The sequence below is a fragment of the Rhizobium sp. FG113 genome (assembly GCF_057809895.1).
Genome location: NZ_JBMDKV010000001.1, coordinates 1,127,651 through 1,143,189 on the forward strand (window position 1 = coordinate 1,127,651; position 15,539 = coordinate 1,143,189).

16 protein-coding genes are annotated in these 15,539 nt (G+C 62.1%); 8 read left to right on the forward strand and 8 right to left on the reverse strand.

Translation table 11 applies throughout. From position 1 onward, the window contains the following. Nucleotides 1-4: 4 nt before the first annotated feature. From pcaH to ACODTZ_RS05015, 8 genes are all read left to right on the forward strand, one after another. Complete coding sequence (pcaH, locus tag ACODTZ_RS04980; RefSeq protein ID WP_111562499.1) at nt 5-754, forward strand: protocatechuate 3,4-dioxygenase subunit beta; 750 nt, start codon at nt 5-7, stop codon at nt 752-754. Further along, nucleotides 754-1,368, forward strand: coding sequence for a protocatechuate 3,4-dioxygenase subunit alpha (pcaG, locus tag ACODTZ_RS04985; protein ID WP_489024175.1), 615 nt, complete (start codon nt 754-756; stop codon nt 1,366-1,368). The genes pcaH and pcaG overlap by 1 nt, the downstream gene beginning before the upstream one ends. A gap of 59 nt (nt 1,369-1,427) precedes the next feature. Next, nucleotides 1,428-2,477, forward strand: a complete 1,050-nt coding sequence (locus tag ACODTZ_RS04990) for a 3-carboxy-cis,cis-muconate cycloisomerase (protein ID WP_489024177.1) — start codon at nt 1,428-1,430, stop codon at nt 2,475-2,477. 125 nt (nt 2,478-2,602) lie between these two features. After that, a complete protein-coding gene (locus ACODTZ_RS04995) occupies nt 2,603-3,775 on the forward strand; it encodes an ABC transporter substrate-binding protein (RefSeq protein WP_489024179.1) in 1,173 nt (390 codons plus the stop codon). A 199-nt stretch (nt 3,776-3,974) separates the two neighbouring features. Further along, nucleotides 3,975-4,838 carry a branched-chain amino acid ABC transporter permease gene (locus ACODTZ_RS05000; protein WP_489024181.1) on the forward strand — a complete coding sequence of 288 codons (864 nt, stop codon included), beginning with the start codon at nt 3,975-3,977 and terminating at the stop codon, nt 4,836-4,838. A gap of 1 nt (nt 4,839) precedes the next feature. After that, a complete protein-coding gene (locus ACODTZ_RS05005; protein ID WP_489024183.1) occupies nt 4,840-5,853 on the forward strand; it encodes a branched-chain amino acid ABC transporter permease in 1,014 nt (337 codons plus the stop codon). Continuing rightward, nucleotides 5,850-6,614 (forward strand): ABC transporter ATP-binding protein, encoded by a 765-nt coding sequence (locus ACODTZ_RS05010; RefSeq protein ID WP_489024185.1) that lies wholly within the window; start codon nt 5,850-5,852, stop codon nt 6,612-6,614. The genes ACODTZ_RS05005 and ACODTZ_RS05010 overlap by 4 nt, the downstream gene beginning before the upstream one ends. Further along, nucleotides 6,595-7,311: an ABC transporter ATP-binding protein gene (locus ACODTZ_RS05015; protein ID WP_489024187.1), complete on the forward strand. Its 717-nt coding sequence runs from the start codon at nt 6,595-6,597 to the stop codon at nt 7,309-7,311. Before ACODTZ_RS05010 ends, ACODTZ_RS05015 begins: the two co-directional genes overlap by 20 nt. A 23-nt stretch (nt 7,312-7,334) precedes the next feature. Here the strand turns inward: ACODTZ_RS05015 and ACODTZ_RS05020 are convergent, their stop codons facing one another. From ACODTZ_RS05020 to ACODTZ_RS05055, 8 genes are all read right to left on the reverse strand, one after another. Then, entirely contained in the window at nt 7,335-7,829 is a 495-nt protein-coding gene (locus ACODTZ_RS05020; protein ID WP_489024189.1) for a GNAT family N-acetyltransferase, read from the reverse strand. 76 nt (nt 7,830-7,905) lie between these two features. Further along, a complete protein-coding gene (locus ACODTZ_RS05025) occupies nt 7,906-10,269 on the reverse strand; it encodes a beta-glucosidase family protein (RefSeq protein ID WP_489024191.1) in 2,364 nt (787 codons plus the stop codon). 33 nt (nt 10,270-10,302) lie between these two features. Further along, nucleotides 10,303-10,782 (reverse strand): MarR family winged helix-turn-helix transcriptional regulator, encoded by a 480-nt coding sequence (locus tag ACODTZ_RS05030; protein WP_489024193.1) that lies wholly within the window; start codon nt 10,780-10,782, stop codon nt 10,303-10,305. Between the two features lie 61 nt (nt 10,783-10,843). Next, nucleotides 10,844-11,434 carry a cysteine hydrolase family protein gene (locus ACODTZ_RS05035; RefSeq protein ID WP_111562489.1) on the reverse strand — a complete coding sequence of 197 codons (591 nt, stop codon included), beginning with the start codon at nt 11,432-11,434 and terminating at the stop codon, nt 10,844-10,846. Between the two features lie 2 nt (nt 11,435-11,436). Next, complete coding sequence (locus ACODTZ_RS05040) at nt 11,437-12,486, reverse strand: ABC transporter ATP-binding protein (RefSeq protein WP_047514163.1); 1,050 nt, start codon at nt 12,484-12,486, stop codon at nt 11,437-11,439. Beyond that, the gene (locus tag ACODTZ_RS05045) at nt 12,473-13,252 is read right to left on the reverse strand and encodes an ABC transporter permease (RefSeq protein ID WP_047514160.1); all 780 of its coding nucleotides are present in this window, start codon (nt 13,250-13,252) and stop codon (nt 12,473-12,475) included. The genes ACODTZ_RS05040 and ACODTZ_RS05045 overlap by 14 nt, the downstream gene beginning before the upstream one ends. Nucleotides 13,253-13,262: 10 nt before the next feature. After that, complete coding sequence (locus ACODTZ_RS05050) at nt 13,263-14,177, reverse strand: ABC transporter permease (RefSeq protein WP_112435501.1); 915 nt, start codon at nt 14,175-14,177, stop codon at nt 13,263-13,265. Further along, nucleotides 14,167-15,243, reverse strand: coding sequence for an ABC transporter substrate-binding protein (locus tag ACODTZ_RS05055; protein ID WP_489024197.1), 1,077 nt, complete (start codon nt 15,241-15,243; stop codon nt 14,167-14,169). Before ACODTZ_RS05055 ends, ACODTZ_RS05050 begins: the two co-directional genes overlap by 11 nt. Nucleotides 15,244-15,539 lie beyond the last annotated feature (296 nt).

Genomic DNA, 15,539 nt, shown 5'->3' on the forward strand with positions numbered 1-15,539 from the left:
AGTCATGTCCGAAATACCGAACCGCAAGCCCGAGACGGGCGCCTTCTTCGCCCGCGACCTAAGCTGGCATCCGCCTGCCTATGCGCCCGGCTACAAGACCTCGGTCCTGCGCTCGCCGAAGCGTGCGCTTCTTTCGCTCGACGGCACGATCTCGGAGATCACGGGCCCGGTCTTCGGCCATGCGATGATCGGCGAACTCGACAATGATCTGCTCCACAACTTCGCCAAGCCCGGCGAAAGCGCCATCGGCGAACGTATCATCGTCCATGGACAGGTGCTCGATGAACGCGGTCGGCCGCAGGCCGGCGTTCTGGTCGAGTTCTGGCAAGCCAATGCCGGCGGGCGATACCGCCACAAGAAGGAAAGCTACCTGGCGGCGATCGATCCGAACTTCGGCGGGTGCGGGCGCGCGATCACCGATGAGGACGGCCGCTATTTCTTCCGTACGGTGAGGCCCGGCGCCTATCCATGGCCGAACGGTGTCAACGACTGGCGCCCGGCGCACATCCACTTTTCGATCTTCGGCCACGGTTTCTCGCAGCGCCTGATCACACAGATGTATTTCGAAGGCGACCCGATGATCTGGAAGTGTCCGATCGTCGGCACCATCCCCGACAAGGCCGCCATCGAACAGCTGATCGCGCCGATGGATTGGGGCAATACGATTCCCATGGACAGCCGAGCCTACCGGTTCGACATCGTGCTGCGTGGCCGCCGCTCGACGATGTTCGAAAACAAGCTGGAGGGCAACTGATGGCCCAGGAATTGCGCTATCTCAAGGAAACGCCGTCGCAGACGGCCGGCCCCTACGTCCATATCGGCCTGACGCCGAATTTCTGCGACATCGGGGACGTGTACGAACGCGATCTCGGCGTCGCGATGGTCAACGACAAGACGCTTGGCGAGCGGATCACCGTCACCGGCCGCATCTTCGATGGCGCCGGCGCGCTGGTGCGCGATGCCGTCATCGAGATCTGGCAGGCCGACAGCGCCGGGCTCTATAACAGCCCGTCGGAAATGCGCGGCGCCGCCGATCCGAATTTCACCGGCTGGGGCCGCTGCCCAACCCGCGCCGAGGATGGCGTCTATAGCTTCGACACCGTCAGGCCGGGGAAGGTTCCCTTCAAGGGCGGGCGCAGACAGGCGCCGCATATCAGCTTCTGGATCGTCGCGCGCGGCATCAATGTCGGCCTGCAAACGCGCATGTATTTTCCGGAAGAAACCGAAGCGAACGGCGCGGACCCGCTGCTTCAGCGCATCGAACACCGGGATCGCGTCGCAACGCTTATTGCCGCACGCGATGGTTCTACCTATACGTTCGACATCCGACTGCAGGGCGAAAACGAGACCGTGTTTCTCGACATCTGACGACGGAGCGGAACCGTTCATTCCACATCCGCCGAAGACCATGAACAACGGGACGACACATGGGCGCGACTGCCTTCGACCACCCCTTTCTCTCCGGCCTTGTTGGCGATGCGGAGGCGTCGGCCTGGTTCACCGCCGAGGCCGATATCCGCGCCATGCTGCAATTCGAGGGGGCACTTGCACGCGCCGAGGCCGCCCATGGCGTCATCCCTGACGCTGCCGCGCAGGCGATTTCAACCGCCTGCGCCGCCTTCAGCGCCGACCTCCCCGCTCTTCGCGCCGCCACTGCCCGCGACGGCGTCGTCGTTCCCGAGCTCGTTCGCCAGCTGCGCGCGGCCGTCGGCGGCGTGTCCCCTCATGTCCATCTCGGCGCCACAAGCCAGGACGTCATCGATAGCAGCCTGATGCTTAGGTTGAAGCCCGTCGCTTTTGTGTTCGCGGCGCGTCTGGCGGCCCTCGAGCTGTGCCTCGGGGAGCTGCAACAGACCTTTGGTGACAAGCCGCTGATGGGCCGGACCCGCATGCAGGCGGCAATTCCGATCACCGTTGCCGACCGGCTGCAGGCTTGGCGCGCCCCCTTGGGCTGCTACCGCGAGACACTGACTGCGCTGCGCTTTCCCCTGCAGTTCGGAGGGGCGGCCGGCACGCTCGATAAGCTTGGCGACAAGGCGTCAGCGGTTCGGAGCTCGCTGGCGCAGGAACTTGATCTCCTCGATATCCAGCAATGGCAGAGCCAACGGGCCTTCATCGCGGAATTTGCCGGGCTTCTCGCTCAGATTTCAGGCAGCCTCGGCAAGTTCGGCCAAGACGTCGCGCTGATGGCGCAGGCCGGAGACGAGATCGGACTGACGGGTGGCGGCGGGTCATCGGCCATGGCGCACAAGCAGAACCCGGTCGCGGCCGAGACACTGGTGGCACTGGCCCGCTTCAACGCGACGCAGATCTCCGCCATCCACCATTCGATGGTGCACGAACAGGAGCGCTCCGGCGCGGCGTGGACGCTCGAATGGCTGGTACTGCCGCAGATGACGATCGCCACCGGTGCCGCGCTGCGACTGGCGCATGAACTGGCGAGTAACATAGCCCGCCTCGGCACCGCCGATGCATAACTTGTAGAGCATGAATTATGGCATTTATTTCATTTTACATCACCGTTTCGCATGACAAACTGGCCTGAAAACTTTAGCCGCGCGCTAGTAAGGCGTTGGAGTCGCCTAAAAGGGAGAGAGAAAGAATGAGGAAGCTGCTTCTGGCCGCCGCCGCGGCCCTGCTCATGGGTTCAGGCGCTTATGCCGACACGATCAAGGTCGGCGTGGTTGGCCCGTTCTCCGGTCCGTTCGCCCTGCAGGGCAAGAACTTCAAGGCCGGAATCGACGCCTACATGGCGACCAATGGCAACAAGGTCGGCGACAACACGGTCGAGATCATCTACCGCGACCTCCCCGCCGCCGACCCCGCACAGTCGAAGTCGCTCGCCCAGGAGCTGGTGGTCAAGGAAAAGGTCCAGTATCTGGCCGGCTTCTATTTCACCCCTGACGCGATGGCCGTCACGCCGATCCTCAAGCAGGCCAAGACGCCGCTCGTGGTCATGAACGCAGCAACCTCGGCGATCGTCACCAAGAGCCCGCTCGTGGTGCGTACCTCCTTCACCACCTGGCAGACATCGACGCCGATGGCGCAGGTCGCCTTCGACAAGGGTGTCAAGAAGATCATCTCCGTCGTCAGCGACTATGGGCCGGGCGTCGATGCAGAGAACGCCTTCAAGGCGGGGTTCGAGAAGGCGGGCGGCGAGGTCGTCGAGGCGATCCGCATGCCGCTTGCCACCAATGATTTCAGCCCGATCATGCAGCGCATCAAGGATTCCGGCGCCCAGGGCGTCTTCGCCTTCCTGCCGTCGGGCCCGACGACGCTCGGCTTCGTCAAGGCCTATAACGAGAACGGCCTGAAGGGCGCCAACATCCAGCTCTTCGCCCCCGGTGACCTGACGCAGGAATCCGACCTGCCGGCGCTCGGCGATGCGGCACTCGGCATGCTCACCACCTTCCACTACGCCGTCTCGCACGTTTCACCTGAGAACAAGGCCTTCGTCGAGGCAGCCGGCAAGGCGATCGGCAACCCCGCTGAGCTCACCTTTCCGGCTGTCGGCGCCTATGACGGCATGCATGTCATCTACAAGATGATCGAAGCGACCGGCGGCAAGCAGGATGCGCAAAAGGCTGTTGACGCGGTCAAGGGCCTTGCCTGGACAAGCCCGCGCGGACCCGTCTCCATCGATCCCGAGAGCCGCCACATCACGCAGAACATCTATCTGCGCGAGGTTGCCAAGGGCGACGACGGCACGTTCATCAACAAGGAAATCCAGACCTTCGAGAAGCAGGGCGACCCGGGGCTTGCTGCTTTGAAGTGAGCAACGCGGCTGGCGGACCTTTGCGTCCGTAGCCCCCTCACCCTACCCTCTCCCCGCAGGGGAGAGGGGAAGTGACCGCGGTGCCTGACAGCCCTTCTCCCCAACAGGGAGAAGGTAGCCCTTAGGGCCGGATGTGGGGGCCACCCGGCACAAGAACTGCGAACTGCCGCCTGCCAATAACAAGGACCATACCGAACCCATGCAAACTGTCTTCAGCATAGCCGTCGATGCGCTCGCCTATGGCATGGTGCTGTTCGTGATCTCGATCGGCCTTTCGGTGACCATGGGCCTGATGCGGGTCGTCAACCTCGCGCACGGCGCCTTTGCGATGATCGGCGGCTATATCGCCTCCTATGCAGTGCGCGACCTTGGCCTCGGCTACGGCATCGGCGTCATCGCCGCCGTGGTCGGCACGATCATCATTGCCATTCCGATGGAGCGCTTCCTTTATCGCCGCATCTACGGCGCGCCCGAGTTGACGCAGGTGCTGATGACGATCGGCATCACCTTCTGCATCATCGGCATCGCCAACTATGCGATGGGACCAACGCTGAAGACGATACCATTGGCCGAGAGCCTGAAGGGCTCAGCCGACCTCGGCTTCCGCACCATTCCCGTTCACCGGCTCTTCGCGATCGTCTGCGGCCTTGGCGTCGCCGTAGCACTTTGGTTCACGATCGAGCGGACGAGCTTCGGGGTGAAGCTGCGCGCGTCGGTCGACAATGCCGCGATGGCAGCGGCACTTGGGGTGCGCACGGAGATCATCTACGCGCTGAGTTTCGCGGTCGCAGTCGGCCTTGCAGCCTTCGGTGGCGTTGTTGGCGCCGAGCTGCTGCCGGTCGAGCCATACTACGCGCTGCGCTACATGGTGACCTTCCTGGTCGTCGTCTCAGTCGGTGGCGCGGGCTCAATCCCCGGCGCATTGATCGCCTGCCTGGTGCTCGGCGGCATCGACACGACCGGCCGTTACCTGATGCCTGAGTTCGGTGAATTCTTCTTCTATCTCGCTGTCATCGCCATCATCTGCATCTTCCCGCGTGGCTTTGCCGGAAGGGCGAAATAGGATGACGCTTGCCATGAATACCAACACCGACACAACCGCTGCCTCCGCCCGACGCCACCGCTCCGCAGGTCGCGATCTCGCGGGTATCGCGGTAATCATTGTGCTCGCCGGCATCGGCTACCTGTTGTTTCCCGACAACCTGGCGCTCTTGACGCGCATCATCGCCATTGCGCTGCTGGTGCTGTCGCTCGACCTCGTCACCGGCTATTGCGGCATTGCCACGCTTGGCCATGCAGCCTTGTTCGGCAGCGGCGCTTATGCAGCGGGGATCGTGTCCGCCCACTATGGCATCACCGATCCGTTGCTGATGACGCTGGCAGGCATCGTCGGCGGCGCGGTTGCGGGGCTGATCTGTGGTGCGATCATCCTGCGCGCCCATGGGCTGCCACAGCTGGTGCTGTCGATCGCGCTCATCAACCTCTTCCACGAATTGGCCAACAAAGCCTCGTCCTGGACGGGCGGCAGTGACGGCCTCTCCGGCATTTCGAGCGATCCGTTGCTCGGCTATTTCGAGTTCGATCTCTATGGTCACACCGCCTATGTCTTTGGCGTCGTGTTGCTTCTCGTCGTGTTCGTTTTGCTGCGCCTGCTGGTGCGCTCTCCCTTCGGCATGCTATGCCGCGCCATCAAGGAAGACCCGCTGCGCATCAAGGCGATGGGCGCATCGCCGAAGGCGGCGCTGATGAAGATGTATGTCATATCGGGCGCGGTCGCCGGGGTCGGCGGGGCGCTGGCCGCGATCTCGACGCAGGTCGTCGGCCTCGACAGCCTGTCCTTCACGCTTTCGGCCGAGAGCCTCGTCATGCTCGTGCTCGGCGGCACTGGCTCGCTGTTCGGCGCTCTCTCAGGAACCGTCATCTTCATGTTATTCGAGGATTATGTCTCGGCCGCCAATCCTTTCCATTGGCTGACCATGGTCGGCGCGCTCTTGATCCTCGTCGTTCTCTTCGCGCCGAAGGGCATTTACGGCACGGCCGCAGCCCTCTTTTCGCGACGCAAGGAGGCCGCCGAATGAGCGCCGTCTTCGAAGTCGCCTCCCTGAAAAAATCCTTCGGTGGCCTGGCTGTCACCAACGACGTGTCAATCTCGATGCATCCCGGCGACCGCGTCGCGCTCATCGGGCCGAACGGCGCGGGCAAGACCACCTTCGTCAATCTGGTCACCGGCAATCTGCCGCCTGATTCCGGCGATGTCCGGCTGGGCGGCGAGACCGTGACGCGTGTGGATGCAGCCGGCCGGGTCAAGCGCGGGCTGGTCCGTTCGTTCCAGGTCACCCGGCTTTTCCAGGACATGACGCCCGCCGAGCATGTCGCGCTCGCCATCCTGCAGCGAGACGGACGGACGGGCCGCATGTTCGGCAACTTTCTGTCGATGCCTGGTGTCATGGACGAGGTCACCGGCATGCTGCAAACGCTGGGCCTCGAGAACCTGATGCACCGCAAGGTCAACGAGATCGCCTACGGCCAGCAGCGGCTGCTGGAGATCGCCGTCGCCATGGCGCTGAAACCGAAGGTGCTGCTACTCGACGAGCCGGCCGCCGGCGTACCGCAGAGCGATACCGGTCGCATCGAACAGGCCCTAGCTGACCTGCCCGCCGATCTGGCCGTGCTGATGATCGAGCACGACATGGACCTGGTCTTCCGCTTCGCCAAGCGCGTCATCGTGCTCGCCGCCGGCGCCATCATTTTCGACGGCTCGCCCGCCGATGTCACCAAGGACGAGCGCGTGCGCGAAGCCTATCTCGGGAGCTATGCCAATGCCAGCAACGTCGCTTGAGGTCGAGAACCTATCGGCCGGATACGGCCCGACGCGCGTGCTCGAACATGTTTCCTTCTCGGTTCCTGCCGGCGCGCGGCTTGCGGTACTCGGCCGTAACGGCATGGGCAAGACCACGCTGCTTGCAACGCTTGCCGGACAGACAAAACGCTACGACGGCCGCATCAAGCTGGGTTCCGCCGATGTCACGGCGATACCGAGTGCGGCGCGGGCGCACCAGGGATTGGGTTATGTGCCGCAGGCACGCTGCATCTTCCCGACGCTGACGGTCGAGGAAAACCTCTTCGTTGGCCTCAAGGGGCGCCTAAAGACGGCGATCGAAGAAGCCTACCAGATGTTTCCGCGCCTCAAGGAGCGCCGCCGCAATCTCGGCAACCAGCTTTCCGGCGGCGAACAGCAGATGCTCTCGACCGCCCGCTCCATTCTCGGCCGCCCCTCGGTGCTGTTGCTGGACGAGCCGCTGGAGGGCCTGGCGCCCGTCATCTGCGAGGAACTGATGGCCGCTTTCGCCGAACTCGCTAAGACCGGCGACATGACCATCCTCCTCGTCGAGCAGCGCATCCAGAGCGCGCTGGAATTCGCCGATCAGGTCATCATCCTTGAGCGTGGCAGATTGGCATGGAGCGGCACGCCGCAGGCGCTGGCTCAAGACCACGACGCCGTCGAGCGGCTACTGGGTGTGGGCGGCCTGCACTGAGATGAGTGCCTTTCGGCGCTCGGTCAAAGGTCCATGACCATCTCGTGCCAGGCCACGCCGCCATGATCGGAGGCGGATGGCTGCGTGTACCGGTAGCCCATCTTCGCATAGAGGGCCACGTGCTGCTCTTTGCAGATCAGATGAATGCCCTTCTTGCCCGCTTCCCGCATGTCCCGGATGAAACGTTGCATGAGCAGCTTACAATAGCCCTTACCCTGCTCAGCCGGATCAATGACCACCGACATGATGACGACGTTCGGCGCGGCCGGATCGTGGCCGATCAGTTCCTTGAACGCCTCGTCGGACATCACGACTTCGAATGCGCAACCGCTGTTGATAAAGCCCGCGATCCCGCCTTCCGCCTCGAGGATCAGAAAGCCTTCGGGATATTGCGCGATACGTGTGGCGATCTTCTCCAACGTCGCCGCCTCGTCACCTTCGTAGGCGGCCGTTTCGATCTCGAAGCAGCGGACTGCATCGGCTGGAACGGGATGGCGGAAAGTGGGGCTGGCGGTCATGGCATCGTCCTATCGGTTGCCCGGCTTGCTTACCAATTTTCGCATGGCCGCGCCATGGCGCGCCTTTAGCCAGGCCTCAGCCCGGCAAAATGTCGCCATCGTCGTCGTTCAAGCGCGCGAAGACCCGAGCGATATCACTCTCCTTGACGCTATCGCCGACATACCAGCTCAGCGTGTCGTAAAAGCCGAGGAAAGACCCCTTCGTCTTGCCGAGAAGGGCTGTCGCCTCGATCTCAGAGATCGAAAGCGCCGCAACCATAAAGTCAACAAGGGCCGCCTCCGCCTTCGGATGCGCAAAGACGATCGCGGTGGGAGAATTGGGCAGGATGACGGGCAGCGCGGCGGCTTGTGGCCGACACGGCACGATCTTGGACAGACGGATGTCGCGCGACGAGGCCGCTGCCTCGATCTCGAAGGCCTCGGCATCGAGAACCCAGGCCGAGCGCGCCGTGTCGAAATAGCGGAAATCGCGTGACGTCAGCGAGAAGCACACCGTCTTCGCTTCGCCCGGCTGCAGATCCACCTTGCTGAAGGCCTTGAGTTCGCGGACCGGCCGTCTCAGGCCTGGCGCATGCGGACGCACATAAAGCTGGACCACTTCCTTGCCGGCGACCGGGCCGCTGTTGCGGACAGTGACGCGCACGGTGCAGGCCGTATCCGCGGCAATCTCGTCCTGATCGATCTCGATCGTCTCATAGACGAACGAGGTGTAGCTGAGCCCATGCCCGAAGGGAAATGCCGGCGCAATCGCCTTCAGATCATAGAACCGATAACCGACGAAAATGCCTTCGCTATAGAGATGACGGCCACGTTCGCCCGGATAGGTATGCCATCCCGGAATGTCCTGCATGCGAGCTGGCATGCTGGCTGAGAGCTTGCCGCAAGGGTTCTGCTCGCCGAACAGGATGCGGGCGAGGCCTTCGCCACCGCCCTGCCCAGCGTAGAAGCCGGCCAGCACGGCATCGACATCCTCGATCCACGGCATCTCGACCGTATCAGGCATAGAGAGCACGACGATGAGCTTGCGGCCTGTCGCCGAAAGGGCCGCGATGAGAGCGTCATGGCTCGGGGCAAGCTTTAGTGAGTGGCGATCGTTGCCTTCGCCATTCAAGCTTGGCTCGTTTTCGGCAAACACCAGGATGGCATCGGCGTCCGACGCAGCGTCGACGACCGCGCCAATCGAAGCCGACAAATCATCACGCGCGGATGATGAGAAAGGCAGGTGCCGAACCTTGAAGCCCTGCCCCGCCCGCGCGGAGATCTGGCTGAATGGGCTATCAACGCGATAGGGATTCGTGGTGGCGGAGCCCGATCCCTGGATGACGGGAGTGAGTGCGCCATCGCCAACGATCAGGAGGTTGCCCAATCGCGCGGGATCAAGAGGCAGCGCCGCGCCTTCATTGCGCAGCAATACGATCGATTCCGCTGCGATGTCGCGCGCCAGCGCATGGTGAGCATCAAGGTCCGCCGTGACGCCGCGCCGCTCATGCGTCTTGCATTGGGCGACCAGCGACAGAACCCTCGCGCAGGCCGCATCGATCACCTCGGGTTTGATATCCCCGGCTTCGATCGCCGCAAGCAGGCGCGCCTTGCGCGGCCGGCTTTCCGGCATGTCGAGTTCGGTGCCAGCATTGAGCGCCGCGCCACGATCCTTGATCGCATGCCAATCGGACATGACCAGACCGTCATAGCCCCACTCCTCGCGCAGCACCGATGTGAGCAACCAGGGATGTTCGGCTGCCTGGATGCCGTTCAGCGGATTGTAGGCGCTCATCACGGTCCACGGCGTGCTCTTTTCGATCGCGCGCTCGAAGCCTGCCAGATAGATTTCGCGCAAGGCCCGCTCATCGACATCCGAGCTGGTGGTCGTTCGTTCGATCTCGGAATTGTTGCAGGCAAAGTGCTTCAGCGAGGAACCGACACCATTATCCTGCAGCCCCGAGATGACCGCCGCCGCGATATCGCCGCTGATGACAGGATCTTCGGAGTAATACTCGTAGGCCCGGCCCGCGAGCGGGGTGCGGCGAATGTTGATGCCGGGGCCAAGCAGCAGGTGGACACCGAAATCCTGGCACTCGGCCGCCAATGCGGCGCCCATGCGATAGGCCAGGTCGACATCCCACGAACAACCAAGCAGGTTCCCGTTCGGGAAACAGGTTGCCGGGCGGGTGGTGCCGAACATTCCGCCCGATCCATTGCCCTGCTGGCCGACGACGTCGAGAAACGCTTGAAGACTATCCTCGTCGTTGTCGCCGGCATCGATCTGGGTCGTCGAGTAGCGGACGCCGTAGGCGCCGTCAGTCATCACGATCGAGGGTATACCCAGTCTTTCGATCGCCGCCGTCTTCCACAAGCCGCGTCCACTTAAGAGATCGACCTTCTCGGCAACCGTCATCTGGTCGACAAGCGACCGGATCTCGTCGTCGCTGGGGTTGAACATGCTTGCTCTCCGATATTGCCGCTCAGATGGTAATCAGCAGATTTTCTGAAGGAGTTCCATCAGCATCATCCGCTCGGCAAGCGTCAGGGTGCTCAGTGTTTCCTGCGAAATCTGCAGCGCGACCGCCAGGTTGCGATCGACCATAGCCTCGCCATCCGGCGTCAGGGTCAGCACCAGCCGCCGCGCATCGGTCGCGTCGGGTGCGGTGTGGACCAGCCCGCGCTTCACAAGGCGATCGACGACGCCCTTGATGGTCGCCATGTCCATGGCGGTCTCGCGGCCGAGATTGCCCTGCGAGCAGGGCTGGAGATCCTTGAGCCTCACCAGAGCCGCCCACTGGGTGGTGGTCAGCTTTTCCGCCATCAGGCTCGCAAAGATCGCCACGTGACGCTGGTTCGCCTGACGGAGATAGAAGCCGATCTGCTCGCCAAGCGCATACGGGGCCTGCTGGCCGTCGGCATCGCGCGCGGTTGCTCTCTTTCTTGCAACCTTATCTTTGAACGGGACGTCCATGGGATCTCTCAAATTTGCCTCGCCATGGTGATGACCAGCAATCACGCTGCCGAATTCAGCTTCACCACAAATTCAGGATGGTTTCTGTCGACAAAATTTCAATCTGCTCGGTAAGCCTCGCCGCCAGGATATCGATGACCATGGCGTGCGCCTTCATGTCGCCGCTTGCCAGCGCATCCTTAGCCAGAATGACCCGATAGCCGGCATCCACGGCATCAAGAACGCTGGCGTAGACGCAAACATCGGTCTCGACGCCGGAGAAAATCAGCGTATCGATATCCGATCCCTGCAAGCGCTCGGCGAAAGCCGGCGATCCAAAGATCGAGTAGGTTTCCTTATCGACGATGGAGCCGGGGCCGGCGATCGCCGCAAGCGGTGCGACGAGGTCCAGCATGCCGACATCAAGTTCATCCAGCGTCACCGACGACCAACGGCGGTAGTAATCCTTCCAGCGCCCCTTGGCCTCTTCAGCGTTCCGCGGAACGACGAAGCGAGCAAAGAGGGTCTCTGCCGGTCGCGCTTGGCTGAGCGCGACCACGTTTGGAAGAATGCCCGCTATCGCCGGCGTATGCCACGCCGTCTCTTCGGCAAACAAACGTTGCATGTCGATGACGACGTGCAACGCATTCTGAGAAAGCGGCGCGGACGCCATGATCAGTCCGCCACCGGAACGGTGTGTTCCGGACCCCAGCTCAGCGTAACGGTGTCGCCATCGCTCAGGACCTTGCCGTCGCGGTTCTGCGCGAACAACTTCAGTGGTAAACCACCGGGCCCCTCGAGCAGATAGGAAAGCACGGGGCCTGCATAGATGACCGTCGTGATCCGCGCCGTCAGGCTGTTGCCATCTGCCGGGCCAGACACGATCGACATCTTTTCCGGGCGAACCGCGAGCGTCACGTTCGAGCCGCTGGAGGGCAGCGTTCCGGTCGTCTTTACCACCGTGCCATCGGCAAGGCGCACGGCGCCGTTCTCGACGGTACCCGAGAGGAAGTTCGAGTCACCGAGGAATTCCGCCGCGAAGCGCGTCAGCGGCCGTTCGTATACGGTTTCCGGATCGCCGATCTGGACGATGCGGCCCTTGTCGAGAATGGCCACCTTGTCGGACAGTGTCAGCGCTTCTTCCTGATCGTGGGTCACGAAGATCGTTGTCAGGCCGCTCTCGCGCTGGATGCGCAGGAGTTCGACCTGCATCTCCTGGCGAAGGCGGCGGTCGAGCGCAGACAGCGGCTCGTCAAGCAGAAGCACGCTGGGCTTGATGACGATGGCGCGGGCGAGCGCTACGCGCTGCTGCTGGCCGCCGGACAGCTGCTTAGGCGTGCGATCGCCAAAGCCGGGCAGACGCACCATCTCAAGAGCGCGTTCGACCTCCTTGCGGGCGGCGGCACCCTTGATGCCGCGGCGCTCGAGGCCGAAAGCCACGTTCTGGGCAATCGTCATGTGCGGGAACAGCGCGTAGGACTGGAACATCATGCCGATGTTGCGGCCCCAGACAGGAATGTCGGTAACGTCGTTGTTGCCGATCGTCACGACGCCCTGGTCCGGCTTGATAAAGCCCGCGATGATGCGCAGCAGCGTGGTCTTGCCGGAGCCGGATGGGCCGAGAAGGCTGGTGAACGAACCTTCCGGAAATTCGGTGCTGATATCGGACAGGACCGGCGTGGTGCCGTAGGTCTTGGCGACGGAATTGACTTTAACGTTTGTCACGGGTGTCTCCGGGCTTGGCGAAGCGCGCAAAAATCAGGATGATCGTCATCGAACCGAGCAGGAGAACGGTCGAGATCGCATTGATTTCAGGGGTGAAGCCCTTGCGGATCGAGGAGTAGATCTGCACCGGCAGCGTGGTGTAGCCGGGCGTGGCGAGGAAGTACGAGATAACGAACTGGTCGAGCGACACGGCGAATGCGAACAGCGCTGCGCCAAGGATACTCGGATAGAGCAACGGCAGGGTCACCGAGAAGAACGCATGAACCGGTGTCGAGCCAAGGCTCATCGCGGCTTCTTCCAGGTCCGCGCGGATCGTCCGGAAACCGGTGCCTACGACCAGCACCACGTAAGGGATCGCAAGCGCGACGTGGCCGATCAGCAGCGCGTGCATACCGCGCCCGATACCGCTCCAGTAGAAGAAGATCAGCATCGCGGTGCCGGTGATCAGCCACGGAATGGCGATCGGCGGCAGCAGCATCAGCTGCAGGAAGCTCTTACCGCGGAATGTTCGCCGCGACAGCGCCACCGAGGCCATGGTGCCGAGCGCCGTCGCCAGAACGGCGGTAATCGAGGCGATGATGATGCTGTTCAGGCCCGCTGTCAGGAGCACCGAGTTGTTCCACAGCGCCTGGTACCATTGCAGCGAGAAGCTGAACGGCAGTTCGTAAAGCGGCGATGCGTTGAAGCCCATCGCCATCATCACGAGAATGGGCGTGTAGAGGAAGATCAGGATCGCGATGAGATAGACACGTCCAAGCGGTTTCATGATCTTCTCCTCAAGCTGTCGTGCCACGGCGCAGAACGCCGGAGAAGGTTGCGAAGATTGCAAGCACGACGGCAAGCAGCGTGAAGGAGAGCGAGGCGCCCAGCGGCCAATTGAAGGCCTGCGTGAACTGGTCCTCGATGACAGTGCCCATTGTCACCCCGACACGACCACCAAGGATGCGCGGCTCCATGAACGAGCCAATGACCGGGATGAAGATCAGAACGGAGCCGGAAATCAGGCCGGGAGCGGCGAGCGGCACCAGAATCTTGAACAGGATGGTCCACCAGCGCGCGCCAAGGCTTGCAGCGGCCTCGATGATCGCGTCGTCGATCGCGACCAGCGCAATGTAGCAGGTCAGGATCATGTACGGCAGGTAGCCGTGCACGAGACCAACCACGATGGCATATCGTGTGTAGAGAAAGCCGATGGAACCGACATCGGGTGCGATCATGTGCAGCAGATTGTCGAGGAAGCCGTTTTCCCGGAGCACCATCGTCCACGAAAAGACGCGCACCAGGCCATTGGTCCAGAATGGCAGAAGAATAAGGATCAGCAGCATCTCACGCGTCTTGCCGAACGTCGAGCGAACAAGCGCCACGGCTGCCAGGAACCCGAGAACAGCGCAAAACAGCGTCGTCCAGAAGCCGATCAACAGCGATGTGATGCCGATACCGACCAGATAAGGCTGATCGATAAACGCGCGGTACTGCTTCAGCGTAAAGACGATCGGGGCCTTGCCCATCGGTGTCGCCGACATGAAGCTGAACACCAGCATTGTCAGCAGCGGCAGGAAGACTGCAAGCGTCAACCAACCATAGGTCGGAAGAAGCAAGGCGGTCGCCGAAACCCAAGACGGGAGTGCGCCCCGACTGCGCGGACCCGAAGGTCCGCGCTCTGACGCCAATGTCGCTTGATTACTGGGCATAGAAGGCTTTCACTTCCTGCCATACGTTGTTGAAGGCTTCCCGGCGATCATCCGGAATGCCCGAAACGATGCCCATGGTCTTCAGGTATTCAGGCTTGTGTACCTGGCGGCTCAAGTCATCGGCCGGCAGCGCCTCGAGAGCGGCCGAGTTGGACGAAGCCGGTGCGCCGACCTTGGTTGCCCATTCGACATAGAAGGTGGGATCGATCATCCAGTTGGCGAAAGCGAGCGCGCCTTCGACGTTCGGAGCCGATGCCGGGATGCCGAGGCCATCCACCCAGCCGATGCCGCCCTCCTTGGGGACGACGAACTGAACGGGGAGCTTCGAGTTGCGCTTGGAGCGCACCGAACCACCTGACCAGAACAGGGAGAGGTCAAATTCCTTGGCCGCGAAAGACTTGTTCCACTGATCCTCGGTGGACCAGAGAAGCTTGACATTCGGCTTGATCGACTTCAGCGCGGCCGTGACCGCGGCGAGATCCTTCGGGTCGTTGATATCCTGGCCGCTCATCAGCGCGCCGACACCAACGTTGATGATGGCATCGTCGTCCATCGCGACGCGGCCCTTGTAGGCAGGGTCCGCCAGAGCGGCATAGCTGTCTGGAACCGCCATGCCTTCACGAATGGCGAGCGAGGTCATGCCCCAAACCCAAGGAACAGCATAACCCTTGCCTTCCTTGTTGAAATTAGCGTTGGAACGGAGGTTCTCGTCAACCGTCGCGACATTCGGAACCTTGCTGAAATCGATCGGCTGCAGCAGGTCTTCGGCGACCGCCTGGGCGCAGCGCGCGGCGTTGAGGACGACGAGATCATATGCGCCCGGATTGGTGCGCATCTTTGTCAGCATTTCCGATTCCGAGCTGTAGTAGTCGTGAACGACTGTGATGCCGGTCTTCTCGGTGAAAGCCTTCACGGACCAAGCTTCGTCCGTGCCGTAGCCCTGCCAATTCAGAACTGTGATGGTGCCGGCCGAAAAAGCCCTGCGCGGCAGGCTGGAGAAACTAACGCCGGCGACAAGCGCTGCGGACATCAGCTTCATCGTGTTGCGTCTGGTGAGTTCAGTCATTGTGGCACCCCTCTGGAACATACACGGTTATGGACGATCGTGACTGCGTCAGCGACCTCGACGGATCGGCAGAGCCGAAAACAGAAGACGTGCTGAACGCACATCAAACCGTTTGTGTACAAACTATAATCAGGGAAGGCCGAATTCTCGAACCGCATGACTTCAGGCCGAGCAGAAGCCTGCGCCGCCAGAAGGCGACACATCGCTATACAATCGACACAAAAGCACCCAGCTTCAATAGTGATCCGCTTCAATCAATCGATTGTTAGCAGACCTTCAGTTCAACCCTCTGATTT